A 12,807-nucleotide genomic window follows, 5' to 3' on the forward strand; every position below is an offset into this window, starting at 1 on the left:
ACTTTAATGGAATAATAGACCGGCGATACTGCGCAGGCAATCGTGCAGGAGAATTCGCATGCGTATCTTTTTGACCGGCGCGACCGGTTTCATCGGCTCGGCGCTCGTTGCCGAGCTCATCAAGGCGGGCCATCAGGTGGTCGGCGTCACTCGCTCCGAAGCGGGGGCCGAAGCGCTGACGGCGGCGGGCGCCGAAGTGCATCGGGGAACGCTCGAGGATCCAGAGGGCCTGCGCGACGGCGCGGCGAAGGCGGAAGCGGTGATCCACACGGCGTTCGACCATGATTTTTCGCGGTTTGCCGAGAATTGCGAGAAGGATAGCCGTGTCATCGCGGCACTCGGCCAGGCATTGGCCGGATCCGACCGGCCGCTGGTGATCACTTCCGGCGTCGGCGTGGGCAGCCCCGGACATGGCGAGCTTGCCAGCGAGGACGTCTTCAACCCCAGCCATCCCAATCCGCGCATCGCCTCGGAGCTCGCCGGCAATGCCTTGCTGGAAGCCGGCGTCAACGTCTCGGTGGTGCGGCTGCCGCAGGTTCACAACCCGGTCAGGCAAGGGCTCATCACGCCGCTCATCGAAATCGTGCGCCAGAAAGGCGTTTCGGCCTATGTCGGCGAGGGCCGCAACCGCTATGCGGCGGGCCATCTCTTGGACGCGGCGCGCCTCTACCGGCTGGCGGTGGAAAAGCGGCAGCCCGGCGCGCGCTATAACGCGGTCGGCGAGGAAGGCGTCGAGGTGCGCGCGATCGCCGAGGTGATCGGGCGGGGCCTCAACGTGCCGGTGGTTTCGATCACGCCGGAACAGGCGCCGGAGCATTTCGGCTGGATGGCGATGTTCGCCCCGATGGATCTGCCGGCTTCCAGCGCGCTGACCCGGGCGCGGCTCGGCTGGCAGCCGACCGGCCCGACGCTGATCGCCGATCTCGAGGCCATGCGGTACGACGCATGATGCGCCGATAAAGCGTCGTCAGCCGACGGCGTAGCGCAAATGGACGAGGCCGTGGGCGAGGGCTTCGCAGCTTTTGAGCGACAGTTGCATCTTGCCCGCGAGGCCGGTTTCGCCGAATTCGACGAAACCCTGGTTCGCCGCCCGCCCGTCAACGGCGGGAGCGACGAGAAGGCTGAGCTCATCGACAAGGCCGGCCGCGAAGAAGGAACCGTTGATGCCGGCGCCGCCCTCGAGCAGCAGCCGGCGAATGGCGAATTCGCGGTTGAGAACTTCGAGCATCCGGCCGAGATCCATGTCAGCCGTTTCCGCCACGATATAGGACACGCCGTCGGCAGCGAGCTCGGCCAGGTGGCTGTCGGCGACATCGTGCCCAAGCAGCACCACGACATGGTCGCCGCCAATGTCGGGTTTGGAAAAGTGGAGCTTGCCCGATGGATCGAGCGCCACCGCGTAGCTTCCCGTACCGGTTTGCGCGACATGATAGGGTCGGTCGACCTTGCCCGCATCGGCCGGCGGGTGCGCGCCGGCCTTGCTCATCTCGGCCATGGTGACGCGGCCGACGATCCAGCCGTCGCCCGCAAAATCATTATGGATATGCTCGTAGAGGCTCGACCATTCGGCCCGGGTTCCGTCCGGGCTGGCCGTGTAGCGGCTCGGGTGGAGACTGCCGTCCAGCGACGCGATCATATGGCAGATGATGTGCGGTTTCATGCGGGTGTCTCCAGGGAATGGGCTCAGGCGCGGTTCAAACTAGGGCCAGCGCCGGAGAATGGAAGCTGGGCACCCGGCTCATCCAAATTCCGACCATTGCCGTCTGGCCCTGTTATATCGATGTTGCACAAATGGTTGAGCCTGGGCTAGCATCCGTTTGCTGGTGCCGACGGGAGGCAGTTTTTGCAACGGCGATCAGCTGGAGCGGCATGCGTTAGCAAACGCAAGGAGGATGCTCCAACACTTTGAACCGACGCATGATCCTTCCTGAAACCGTCCCGGTTTCCGGGGCCGTGCGTTCTTGTGGAGGAGGATCCCATGAACAGACGTGAATTCCTGATGACGTCCGTGGCCGCGGGCGCCATGGTGCTTGCCGCGCCCTCGGCATTTGCGCAGGACAAGCTCACCATTCTCGGCTCGGTGCCCAGTCTCGGCTTTCCGTTCTTCGTGCACATGCTGAACGAGATCAAGGCGGAAGCCGCCACGCAAGGCGTCAACCTGACCGAGAGCGATGGCCAGAACTCGGCCACCAAGCAGACCGCCGACATCGAGGCGGCCCTAGTGCAAAAGGTCAACGCCATCGTGATCTCGCCGCTCGACGTCAACGCGCTGGCGCCGGCCATCGAGGAAGCGGTCAAGGCCGGCGTTCCCGTGGTGACGATCGACCGCCGCGTCGACGGCGTCGAGGGCATCCTCGCCCATGTCGGCGCCGACAACGTCAAGGGCGGCGAGGCGGAAGCGCAGGCCGTGGTGGCGGCGTTCCCCAACGGCGCGAAACTGTTCCACCTCCAGGGCCAACCCGGCGCCGGGCCGGCGATCGACCGCAACAAGGGCGTGCACAATGTGCTCGATCCCTTGAAGGACAAATACCAGATCGTCTTCGAGCAGACCGCCAATTTCGCCCGCGCCGAGGCGCTGTCGGTGACGGAAGCCGGCCTTGCCGCCAACGGTAAGCCGGACGCGATCGTCTGCGCCAATGACGACATGGCGCTGGGCGCCCTGGAGGCTTGTGCCGCGCGCAACTTCACCGACGTCAAGATCTACGGCTTCGACGCGCTGCCGGAAGCGCTGGTCGCGGTCCGCGACGGCAAGCTCGCCGGCACGGTCGAACAGTTCCCCGGCCAGCAGTCGCGCACCGCCGTGCAGATCGCCGTCGCCTACGCTAGGGACAAGACGGAGCCGAAGGAGAAGCTGGTGCTGTTGACGCCGATCGTCATCGGCAAGGACAATCTCGACAAGGCCGAGAGGCTGAACGAGACGAAGTAGGCTGTGAATAGATCGCGAATGTCAGGCTGGCAGGATGATGTTCTGCGAGCAGGATCAATCGCCCAAGTTAGCGCTGCCCCTCATCCGCCTGCCGGCACCTTCTCCCCGTATAGTGACGGGGAGAAGGGATGCGCTCCGACGCTGACGGCCCCCTCTCCCCGTTCTACACGGGGAGAGGGCTGGGGTGAGGGGCAGCGCAGACGTTTCAAGTCTCAAGGAGCATTCCTTGCCGCCAGCTGAAGCCGCACCCGCCCTGCTCTCCGTCGAAGGCGTCACCAAGCATTTCGCCGGCGTCACCGCGCTGAACGATGTCTCGCTCGATGTCAGGCCCGGCGAAATCCTCGGCCTGCTCGGCGAAAACGGCGCCGGCAAATCGACGCTGCTGAAAATCCTGTCGGGCGTCATGCCGCCTTCCAGCGGCCATGTCATTTTCGACGGCGCCGACTACCGGCCGTCGAGCCCGCAGGATGCCAAGCGGCTAGGTATCGTCACCATCTACCAGGAGCTCAGCCTGATCCCGACGCTGACGGTGGCGGAGAACATCTTCATCGGCCGCGCCCCGACCGGTCCGCTCGGCCTCGTCTCCTGGCGCAAGATGGAGCAGGACTCCCGCACCATCATCGCCCGCGTCGGCCTCACGATCGATCCGATGACGCCGGTCTCGGCGCTTTCGGTGGCCGAGCAGCAGCTCGTCGAGATTGCACGGGCGCTGTCGCTGAAGAGCCGGCTGATCATCATGGACGAGCCGACATCAGCGCTGACCGAGACAGAGGTGCAGCGGCTGCTGTCGATCATGGACAGGCTGCGCAAGGACCATGTCGCCATCATGTTCGTCACCCATCGGCTGGAGGAGGCCGCCGCCATCTGCGACCGCATGACGGTGCTCCGGGACGGCAGGTTGGCCGGCAATCTCGACCGCGAAGGCGGGCCGATCCGATTGCCGCGCATCATCGAGAAAATGGTCGGCCGCGCGGCGTCCGAGCTCTATGCGCGGCCGGCGCAGCGCACGGTGGCCGGCGACGTCGTGCTGTCGGTGCGCGGGTTGCGCACGGTGCGCGATCCCGAAGCGCCGCACGCCATCGTGCTCGACGGCGTCGATATCGACCTCAAGGCCGGCGAGATCCTGGGTGTCGCCGGCCTCGTCGGCTCGGGTCGCACGGAGCTGGCGCGCGCCATCTTCGGCGCCGACCGGATCGCGGGCGGCACGATCACGCTCGACGGCAGGCCCATCGCGCCGGCCTCGCCGGCGGATGCCATAGCGCTCGGCATCGGCCTTGTGCCTGAGGATCGCAAGCATCAGGCGATCTTCGCCGCGCTCGGCATCCTGCCGAATTTCTCCGTCGCCTCGCTCGGGCGGTTCAGCAATGGCTTCGGCTTCATGGCCGAGCGGCGCGAGCGCGATGCGCTGGCGGGGTTCCGGAAAATGCTGTCGATCCGCATGGCGTCGGCCGAGCAGGCGATCGAGGGCCTGTCGGGCGGCAACCAGCAGAAGGTGATCCTGGCGCGCTGGCTGGCGCGCGACCCCAAGGTGCTGATCGTCGACGAGCCGACGCGCGGCGTCGATGTCGGCGCCAAGGCCGAGGTGCACCAGATCCTGGTGCAATTGGCAGCGCGCGGCATAGCGGTGATGATGATTTCGTCCGAGCTGCCCGAAGTGCTGGCTGTGTCGGACCGGATCGTGACCATGCGCAAGGGGCGCATCACCGGGCAGATGCCGGGCATCGAGGCAAGCGAGGAAAAACTGATGGAACTGATGGCACTCGACCAGCCGGGAGCGGTTGAGGAGGAGGCACGATGAGCGTGGCCGAGGAGCAGAGCCGGCGTGGCGGCATCAGCATTGCGCGGCTCTTGATGAATTTCGGGCCGCTGCTATTCCTGGCGGCGCTGGTGGTCGTCTTCACCGTGCTGAAGCCGAGCTTCATCGATCCGATCAATCTGTTCAACATCACCCGCCAGATATCGATCACCGGGCTGATCGCGCTCGGCATGACCTTCGTCATCCTCACCGCCGGCATCGATCTTTCGGTCGGCTCGCTGCTCGCCTTCTGCGGCATGGTGGCGGCCGTGGTCGCCAAGGGCGGCACCGCCAACACACTGTCGCTGTCGACGTCGGGAACGCAGGGCTATGGCTGGTTCGCGGCGCTGCTTGCCGCCGTGGTGGTGGGGGCGGTGGCCGGCGGTGTTCAGGGCTTTGCCATCACCAGGCTGAAAGTGCCGCCCTTCGTCGTCACGCTTGGCGGGCTCACCGTGTTTCGCGGCCTGACGCTGACCATCTCCAATGGCGGCCCGATCTCGGGCTTCGACGCTTCTATGCGCTGGTTCGGCACCGGGCTGATCGGCCCCGTGCCGGTGCCGGCGATCATCTTCGCGGCGGCCGCCATCCTGTGCCACATCGTGCTACGCTACACGCGCTATGGACGCGCCGTCTACGCCGTCGGCGGCAATGCCGAGGCCGCACGGCTGTCGGGCTTGCGCGTCGACCGCATCCTGGTCTCGGTCTATGTCATCGTCGGCTTCTTCGCCGGGCTCGCCGCCTTCGTGCTGTCGGCCAGGCTGAATTCGTCCGAAGCGGTGGCCGGCATCGGCTACGAGCTGACGGTCATTTCGGCCGTCGTCATCGGCGGTACCTCGCTGTTCGGCGGCATCGGCTCGGTGGGCGGCACCGTGGTGGGCGCCGCCCTGATCGGCGTGCTACAGAACGGGCTCCAGTTCAACAACGTCTCGTCCTACACGCAAAGCATCGTCATCGGCCTAATCCTGATCCTGGCGGTGGCGTTCGATCGCTGGCTGAAGTCGCGGGTGAGGCGCTAATTCTTTCTCCCTTGTTGTCGGAGAAGGGGAAATCGCCGCTCTGGCAGGAGAGCTCGCCACCTTTCTTGCAAAACAACCCCCCTTTGCTAGAAGGATTTCGGGCGGGTGGCATTCTGAGAGAACCTCATGTTTGCCGATATCATCAGACCGATCAGCTTGAGTTTTTCGCTGCTGCGGCGGTTCTGGCCGCAGCTCGTCGTGCTGGTGCTGGCCGGTGTTCTGGCCGGCGATCTCTTGCTGCAACTGGCGGCCAAGGTGGCGCTCGCAAACCATTTCGCCGGGCTCGCCATGCTGACGCTAGTGGCGCTGGCGCAACTGGTGGTGACGGTGGCGATGTTCCATGTGCTGCGTCCCGGCTTGCCCCATGTGCTGGCCGCGCAGCGTGGCGCGGAAAAGGCCACGGTCGCCGAGGGGCAGGGAACCGCGGACCGGCGCGGTTCGCGGCTGGTGCGCATGATCACCATCGCGCTGTTGCCCTTCTTCGCCTATTACGCGGCCTGGGGGTTCCTCGGCGACATCGTGCGGCAATATTCGCGCGAAACGCTCGACCAGGCCGGCTTCGGCCAGAGCGCCAATGTTCTGGACGTGCTGGATTCGCGCTGGCTGCTGGTCTCGGTGGCGGTGTCCTGGCTGGTGCGCCGGCTGGCCAAGTTCATGCAGGCGAAAACGGGCGCCGCCTCGTTCTGGCAGATCGTGGTGGTGATCTGCGAGACCAACTGGATCTTCGTCGGCCTCTACGTCATCAGCCGCTGGAAGGACAGCGCGCTGCAATGGCTGATGAGCCGCAATTTCTGGTCGGTTCTGCAGGCGTCGGCCGACGGGCTGGCGAGCCCGGTGCCGGCGGCGACGGCCGCGCCGATGGTGCCGGTCGAGATCACCTCGATCGCGCCCTCGACGATCGCCGTCAACCTGTTCTTCTACATGCTCTTGCCGCTGATCTGGCTGGTGATGGCGGCGCTGATCTATGGCTATGATGTGCGCGACGACACGGCACTGATGCGCGTGCACGGCCGGCTGGAACGCGTCGGCAAGCGCTATGCCGGCCTGCCGAAATTCCTGCGCGATTTCGTCGAGCATTTCGTCGCCGGCTACCGCTCGCGCTATCTGCCGATCGCCAATGGCGTGCGGCTGACGGTGAGTTCCAGCCTCGTATTGCTGTGTACGCTGATCGTCGGCTGTCGCCTGCTCGACTGGGGCGCGGCCTGGCTGTGGCTCGGCGCGACGCGGCTGATCGGCCCGCACGAGCTCGACGTCTGGCAGATCCTGTCGCATGGCGTGACGCTGTTGTTCGGCAGCCCGTTCCAGGATTCCTCCACCGGCATCCTGGTCGAGCCGCTGCGCATCTGCTTCCTCGCCGCGGTGCTGGAGACGGCGTTCTCGCTTTCGAAGGGGGGCGGTCGTTCCCGGTAGCGACGGGAACGACCGTAGCGTATCCTTGCCGCGCCTTGCCATGTACGTGCGATGGGGCGAAAGTGCGATCTTTCCTGGTCTCGTAAACAGACCGCCTGTTTGCACTCGCAAGATCGAAGAGAATGGCATGACTTACTTCTTCCGCCGTCGAAGTGAGGCAATGACCTTCGGCCTGCCTGTGGTCTGCTGCGCGCTGGCGTTGATATTGCAATCGAACATAGAGCCGATCGAAGATCGGACGGCGATTGTGGTGATCGTTGCCGGCATATCGATCGTTCTTACCTTGGCAACCGTCTTTGCCGTGTTGCGACATGCGGAGGCGATAGCCCGACGTGTCGGACAGCCGTACGGCACCCTAGTTCTTACCTTGGCTGTAACGACCATCGAAGTGTCGATTATCGTTTCGATGATGCGGCATGGCGCCAACAATCCGACCTTGGCGCGAGAGTCCGTGTTCTCCACGGTCATGATCGTTTGCACCGGCATTGTGGGCATGTGCCTGACACTTGGCGGGTGGCGGCACCGCCACCAGGACGTCCGAAGGCAAGGGACAAGTTCCTTTCTCTCGGTGCTGACCGCGATCACGGTGCTGACCATGGTGCTGCCGAACTACACGCTTGCCACCAGCCCCGGGACATTTTCTCCCACGCAACTGGCCTTCGTCGCGCTGCTGTCGCTCTTGCTCTACGGCAGTTTCGTTTTCGCCCAGAGCTACAGCCAGAAAGAGGACTTCCTGGAGGTGCAGCTGCGTGAAAGCGCTCCGGAAAGCCCTTCTCCGCAGGTCCACGGCGTGCCAACGCATTTCGTCTTCCTGCTTCTGGGACTGGTCGGGATCGTCCTGCTGACGGAACGGGTCGCGGCTGGCGTTGAAGATGGCCTTACCTACCTGCAGATCCCGCAATCGGATGCGATCGTCGGCGCGATGATTGCGTTTGTCGTGCTGCTCCCCGAGGCGATCTCCGCCATCAAGGCATCGTGGGGGAATGAGCTCCAGCGCGCATTGAACGTCGCTTTGGGCTCGGCGTGCGCGACCATCGGACTGACGATCCCGGCAGTGGCGGCGGCCAGCCTCATCACCGGAAAGTCGCTCAACCTCGGTCTCGGTCCGAGCGACGTGATTTTGCTGGTTCTGGCCCTTGCGGTGAGTGTCGTAAGTTTCAGTACCGGACGCACGACGGTTCTCACCGGACTTGCTCACCTCGTCGTCTTTGTTGCCTACGTCCTGTTGATCGCCGTGCCGTGACTCCGGACTGCCGGCGCTGTCGCTACTTCGGCGGCCGTTGAAACCGCAGGTACCACGGCCGCCCGCTTCCCAGCCCAATGGCGGGACGGATGGTCTTGATGGCATCCTCCGGCACGATGAAGGTGTCGCCGATGGTGATGACGTCGCCTGTCTTGGCGCCGGAGAAGATCGCCGAGGTGCAGTTCATCACGCCGTCCGGCAGTCTGACGCCCGAAATCATGTCGGGGAGCCAGCGGCGGCCGGCGGCATCGGTCAGCATCAGCCTGCAGCCCAGCCATTGCTTCTGCAAGTCGGGATCGCCGACGGTGACGGAGAAGGTGGCGATGACGGCGAAGGCCTGATCGGGCAAGCGGCCGGCCTTGCCGCCGCGCAGGTCCGCCAGCTTCCAGTCGCTGCCGCCGAAGTGCGCGGACTGGCCAAACTCGACATCCCTGGCGATGAGGTCTTCGCCGCCCAGCCATTCGCGCAAGCTGTCATGGCTGGTTTCTGCCAGCGCCAGCGGCAGCAGGATGACAAGCGCCGCCAGGCTGCGCCTGCGCCATTTTTTCTCGACCTGCCGCTCGGCGGCCGGCCCCATGTCGGTCGCGACGGCGCTCATGGCTTGCCCTGCGGTGTCTGGCCCGGAGAAGTCTGGCCCGGTGGTGCATCCAGATCGTATTGCGGCAGGATGCCGGCCGGTTGTCCATCGGCGCCGGCAGACAACCCGTCGAAGCTGATGCGGGCCTGCGCGTCGAGCGCGCCGAATTGGCGTTCCGAGACCAGCAGCCTGGCGCCGCCGATCTGGTCGGGCGGTACTTCGAAGACGAACAGGCCGCGTTTTTGCAAGCCGGGATCGACGCCGTGCGGCGGCATGTCCTGGCGATAGCCCAGCCGCTCCGTCTGGCGGTAGCGCAGACCGGTCGGACCTTGCCAGGTGCCGTCCGCGACCGTGATGGAGGCGTCGGTCGCGGTGAGGCTGGTCGTCACCACCGCCCACACGCCGCTCGTCGTCAAAAGCTTTTGCTGCCCGAACTGGTTGGTCTTCAGCGCGTGGGCAAAGACAACCTCGTCAAGCCGCACGTCGAAGCTGCGTGCCCGCACCGTGTCGTGCATGGCGCCGTCGACCGGGATGGGCGCGGTGAGGTCGGCATAATGCGGCTTGGAAAGCTGCATACCGTAGCTCAGCGCCACGGTGGCGGCGAGAATCGCGAGATTGCCGAGGACCCGCATCCTCATGAGCCGGCTCCCGGCGTGTCCGTTGCCGGTATATCGGCGAACGGCAAGGTGACGGTGCCGAGACGGTAGGGATTGTACCAGCCGGGCGTGCCGTAGAGATTGTCGCGCGGCTTGAAGATCTCCGCGGTGACGCCGAAGGCGAGCGTCGGCGGCACGGCGGCGTCGCCGGCCAGCGGCCAGACATAGGCCAGGCGCTCGGTCATGCCGGGGTGCAGTTCCGGCGCCAGGGTCGAATCGCGTATCAGGGCGATCATCGGCATCGGGTCCGGCAGGGTGATTCCCTCCGGCTTGAAGACAGCGAAGTAGGCCTTGTTGGATTCGGCCGTGCGGTTGGTCATGTCGGCCTCCAGCACCAGTGCCTTCTGGCCCGGTTTCAGCGGCACGCCATGGATGTCGGCATGGCTGACATAGGCACGCACCGGTTTGATGCGCCAGCGGCCGGCATCGATGGCGGCATCGGACGGCAGTTGCGGCGGAGGGTGAGCGGGCAGGGCGCCAAAGGCGCCCATGAGGCCGGCCGCCAACAGCGCGGCGATGGTTCCCGCGCCTGCCGTCATCCAGGCCTGGACTCTTGAACGGGCAGTCTTGAACATTCCCTGATATGCACGTCGAACGATCAGCCACCCGCAGGCAATCTAGGAAGAAAACGCGCGGATGGGAACCCGCAAATGGCGGCATTGCCCAGCTCTTCTCGTGGCTGCGTCTCTCTCGTGGCGCAGTGTGGTCGCCGACGGCTTGGCGAGCCCGCCTATGCCGCCTCCAAGGCCCAAATGCGGTGGCCGTAGCGGCGGAAGAAGCGCGCCAGCAGGCGTTGTTGCCTGGCCCTGGCGAGGTCCGCCAGGCGCCGTTCCTGGCGCCAGCGCGGCATGTTGCGCCAGAAGGCGATGAAGCGGGCGGCGTCCTCGATGGCTTCCTGTGCCGATAGCGCCGGGCCGATCGCCGCCAGGAAAAGTGCTTCCGATTGTTTCAGCGCGTCGACGACCGCCTTGCGCCTGAAATGGCCGAGGCGCGCCTGGCGGATGCCGTGTTCGCGGATTCTCACGAAAGCCTCGATGAGAGCGTGACTGTCGCCGCCATAGCCGCAGGCGTGAGCGAAATCGGCGGCAAGGGCGTCCATCGTCTCTCCCGGGGTGCTGCACGCGCGCCGACTCGGCTTTGCAAGCTATATAGAAGCATAACTCAAAAATTAGCGAAAGAGAAACTTTTGCGGAGCCCTGAAAGATGCGACTCGACTCTCGTTTCAAAACGCAGGAATATGTGAACAAACAAGGAACAAAAGAGGCGAGCCGCGATGGCATTGACGGGCAGGGGATCAGTGATTGCGGATGTCGTTTCGATATCGGTCGAATGCGCCGATTGCGGCCGCAACAGGTGGTGGAAGCCCGATCAGCTGCGGCGCTTCGGCGTGACTGGCAATACCCCGCTGGCAGCGCTTTCGGGCCGGCTGGTCTGCTCGGCTTGCCGCGCCGACGGGCTGCCGGGCACGGCGATCCAGATCCGGGCAGCGTTTATCGACGAGCGCCAGCGCGTGCGCAGCGAGGCGCTAATGCTGAGCGAGCGCGAGATGCCGTTGGAGGGATCGAGACAGGCTTGAGGGGCGGCGGCAGATGGCCGTCAGAAGGCATCATCTTCATCGGAGAGGATGGCGTGTCGGCCGCCGTGAAAGACCCGAAGGATGGTCACGGTCTCGTCTTCAATGGCAAACGCGATCGTCGCCCGCCTGCGATATCCCACGGTGCGGAGGCCTGGCCTGATATCATCATGGCGGGTCCCGCGCTCAGGAAACGTGTCAAAGTGCGCACAGTAATCAATGAGGCGATCGATATAAGCCCGCGCAATTCGTTCGCCAGCCTGTGGAACCAGGTAGGTCAGCAAATCCAGCAGGTCTTTCTCGGCAGCCTTGCTGAAAACGACCCTGTGCGTCATGCTTGGCGTGACTGCTTCCCGGCCAGCGCGTCGATGCGGCTATGAAGTCGCTTTCGCACATCCTCCAGAGGTGAGACGTGCGAAGGATCCTTCTCGAGCGCATCCATCGTTGGCGCAACCTCCCCTCGCAGCCAGCGATCGATTGCCGCGTCGCGCGCCGCGAGCGTTCTCAGGCCATCGCGGATGACTTCGCTCTCCGTGGCGTACTCGCCGGATGAAACTTTGTCCTTCACCATCTGCGCCATCTCAAGCGGCAATGTGATAGTCAGTGGCTGGGTGCTGCGCATCGTCGTTCCCCAAGCAAATTGTAACGTGTGTGACTTAATCATACACTTTTTACCGCCAACGGCCAGTCGAATGATGGGCCGTGGGCGATGAAACGCTCAATAGCCCAGCAATTCCTTCAACGGAATGACCCGCCAGACCTGCTTGACGGCGTAGCGGTTGAAGGTCAACGTCTTCGGCGGATTGTACTGTTCGACCACCAGTTCGGCGGCGGTGCGCTTGACCAATTTCTTGATGAAGGCCTTGCCGTTGCGTTCGTTCTCTTCCGGGAACGTTTCGATCACCACGTGATCGCCCGGGACGGCATCGCGGCCGCCGCAATAGATCAGGTCTCCGGGCTCGTAACGGGGTACCATGGAATCCGACAGCACGTGCAGCGCGAACACCTTGGCCAGGTTGCGGATGCCGGGTGGGCGCTGGACATAGCCGGCGGGCTCGCCGTTGAAGGTGAAATCGCCGTCGTCGCCGCCAACCGCGGCGCCCAGCACCTGGATGTCCATCGGCCCGGCGGGGGGCGGCCCGGCATCGGTGACGATCTCGGCGTCGTTGACCGGTCCGGCATCGTCGAGGAAAACCACCTCGCCCTTGCCGAGCGCCACCGGGTCGACGCGCAGAAAGGCGGCGGTCTTCAGGAGGTTTTCCGTCTTGGGCAGGTTGCGACCGGTTTCCCAATTGCCGACGGCGGCGACGTCGGTGTCGTTGTGCTCGGCGATGTGGCGCATGACCAGGCCGCGCTGCTTGCGCGCCTGGCGGATTGCCGCGCCGACCTTGACCGACAGTTGCGTTTTCACCATGGCACCCATGTGACCAACAAGCGCTGCTTTCGTCCATGAAAGAATGGCTTGCATAAGATTTTGAGTTATGCTTATATCCGTTCATGCAAAAGCTCAACCCCTTTCGAGTCGAAAGCGCCCTCAGGCCAGCTTCACGCGAGCCGGCCAGCGCTCATTCCCTTTCGCCCCGGCTGTCCTCCTCCCCGGCCAGGGCGAAG

The 12,807-nt window shown here is 64.7% G+C and carries 15 protein-coding genes; 7 read left to right on the forward strand and 8 right to left on the reverse strand.

Annotated features, from left to right (window positions below; translation table 11 throughout):
• Positions 1-58 precede the first annotated feature (58 nt).
• Entirely contained in the window at positions 59-949 is an 891-nt protein-coding gene (locus FJ443_RS09135; protein ID WP_140663607.1) for an SDR family oxidoreductase, read from the forward strand.
• An 18-nt stretch (positions 950-967) separates the two neighbouring features.
• On the opposite strand, the gene FJ443_RS09140 is transcribed toward FJ443_RS09135, so the two are convergent.
• Positions 968-1,660: a RibD family protein gene (locus FJ443_RS09140; protein ID WP_140663609.1), complete on the reverse strand. Its 693-nt coding sequence runs from the start codon at positions 1,658-1,660 to the stop codon at positions 968-970.
• A gap of 318 nt (positions 1,661-1,978) precedes the next feature.
• On the opposite strand from FJ443_RS09140, the gene FJ443_RS09145 reads away from it, so the two are divergent.
• From FJ443_RS09145 to FJ443_RS09170, 5 genes are all read left to right on the forward strand, one after another.
• The gene (locus FJ443_RS09145) at positions 1,979-2,926 is read left to right on the forward strand and encodes a substrate-binding domain-containing protein (RefSeq protein WP_140516203.1); all 948 of its coding nucleotides are present in this window, start codon (positions 1,979-1,981) and stop codon (positions 2,924-2,926) included.
• Positions 2,927-3,152: 226 nt separating this feature from the next.
• Entirely contained in the window at positions 3,153-4,724 is a 1,572-nt protein-coding gene (locus tag FJ443_RS09155; protein ID WP_140663613.1) for a sugar ABC transporter ATP-binding protein, read from the forward strand.
• Positions 4,721-5,737, forward strand: a complete 1,017-nt coding sequence (locus tag FJ443_RS09160) for an ABC transporter permease (RefSeq protein ID WP_140516199.1) — start codon at positions 4,721-4,723, stop codon at positions 5,735-5,737. Before FJ443_RS09155 ends, FJ443_RS09160 begins: the two co-directional genes overlap by 4 nt.
• A gap of 126 nt (positions 5,738-5,863) precedes the next feature.
• Entirely contained in the window at positions 5,864-7,147 is a 1,284-nt protein-coding gene (locus tag FJ443_RS09165) for a hypothetical protein (RefSeq protein WP_140663615.1), read from the forward strand.
• A 127-nt stretch (positions 7,148-7,274) separates the two neighbouring features.
• The gene (locus tag FJ443_RS09170) at positions 7,275-8,390 is read left to right on the forward strand and encodes an ionic transporter (protein ID WP_140663617.1); all 1,116 of its coding nucleotides are present in this window, start codon (positions 7,275-7,277) and stop codon (positions 8,388-8,390) included.
• Between the two features lie 22 nt (positions 8,391-8,412).
• On the opposite strand, the gene FJ443_RS09175 is transcribed toward FJ443_RS09170, so the two are convergent.
• From FJ443_RS09175 to FJ443_RS09190, 4 genes are all read right to left on the reverse strand, one after another.
• Positions 8,413-8,988: a hypothetical protein gene (locus tag FJ443_RS09175; RefSeq protein WP_140516193.1), complete on the reverse strand. Its 576-nt coding sequence runs from the start codon at positions 8,986-8,988 to the stop codon at positions 8,413-8,415.
• Positions 8,985-9,605: a hypothetical protein gene (locus tag FJ443_RS09180; protein ID WP_140663619.1), complete on the reverse strand. Its 621-nt coding sequence runs from the start codon at positions 9,603-9,605 to the stop codon at positions 8,985-8,987. Before FJ443_RS09180 ends, FJ443_RS09175 begins: the two co-directional genes overlap by 4 nt.
• On the reverse strand, positions 9,602-10,198 hold the full coding sequence (locus FJ443_RS09185; protein ID WP_140663621.1) for a hypothetical protein: 597 nt from the start codon (positions 10,196-10,198) through the stop codon (positions 9,602-9,604). Before FJ443_RS09185 ends, FJ443_RS09180 begins: the two co-directional genes overlap by 4 nt.
• A 155-nt stretch (positions 10,199-10,353) precedes the next feature.
• Positions 10,354-10,722: a hypothetical protein gene (locus FJ443_RS09190; protein ID WP_140499122.1), complete on the reverse strand. Its 369-nt coding sequence runs from the start codon at positions 10,720-10,722 to the stop codon at positions 10,354-10,356.
• A 174-nt stretch (positions 10,723-10,896) separates the two neighbouring features.
• Here FJ443_RS09190 and FJ443_RS09195 point away from each other — a divergent pair, with 174 nt between their 5' ends.
• On the forward strand, positions 10,897-11,199 hold the full coding sequence (locus FJ443_RS09195; protein ID WP_140663623.1) for a hypothetical protein: 303 nt from the start codon (positions 10,897-10,899) through the stop codon (positions 11,197-11,199).
• 20 nt (positions 11,200-11,219) lie between these two features.
• On the opposite strand, the gene FJ443_RS09200 is transcribed toward FJ443_RS09195, so the two are convergent.
• The 3 genes from FJ443_RS09200 to FJ443_RS09210 form a co-directional block, all read right to left on the reverse strand.
• Positions 11,220-11,531: a type II toxin-antitoxin system RelE/ParE family toxin gene (locus FJ443_RS09200; RefSeq protein WP_140521418.1), complete on the reverse strand. Its 312-nt coding sequence runs from the start codon at positions 11,529-11,531 to the stop codon at positions 11,220-11,222.
• The gene (locus FJ443_RS09205) at positions 11,528-11,818 is read right to left on the reverse strand and encodes a type II toxin-antitoxin system ParD family antitoxin (protein ID WP_140663625.1); all 291 of its coding nucleotides are present in this window, start codon (positions 11,816-11,818) and stop codon (positions 11,528-11,530) included. The genes FJ443_RS09200 and FJ443_RS09205 overlap by 4 nt, the downstream gene beginning before the upstream one ends.
• A gap of 96 nt (positions 11,819-11,914) precedes the next feature.
• The gene (locus FJ443_RS09210; protein ID WP_140663627.1) at positions 11,915-12,619 is read right to left on the reverse strand and encodes a helix-turn-helix transcriptional regulator; all 705 of its coding nucleotides are present in this window, start codon (positions 12,617-12,619) and stop codon (positions 11,915-11,917) included.
• Between the last annotated feature and the right edge of the window lie 188 nt (positions 12,620-12,807).

The sequence above is a fragment of the Mesorhizobium sp. B2-6-1 genome (genome assembly GCF_006440475.1).
GTDB lineage: Bacteria > Pseudomonadota > Alphaproteobacteria > Rhizobiales > Rhizobiaceae > Mesorhizobium.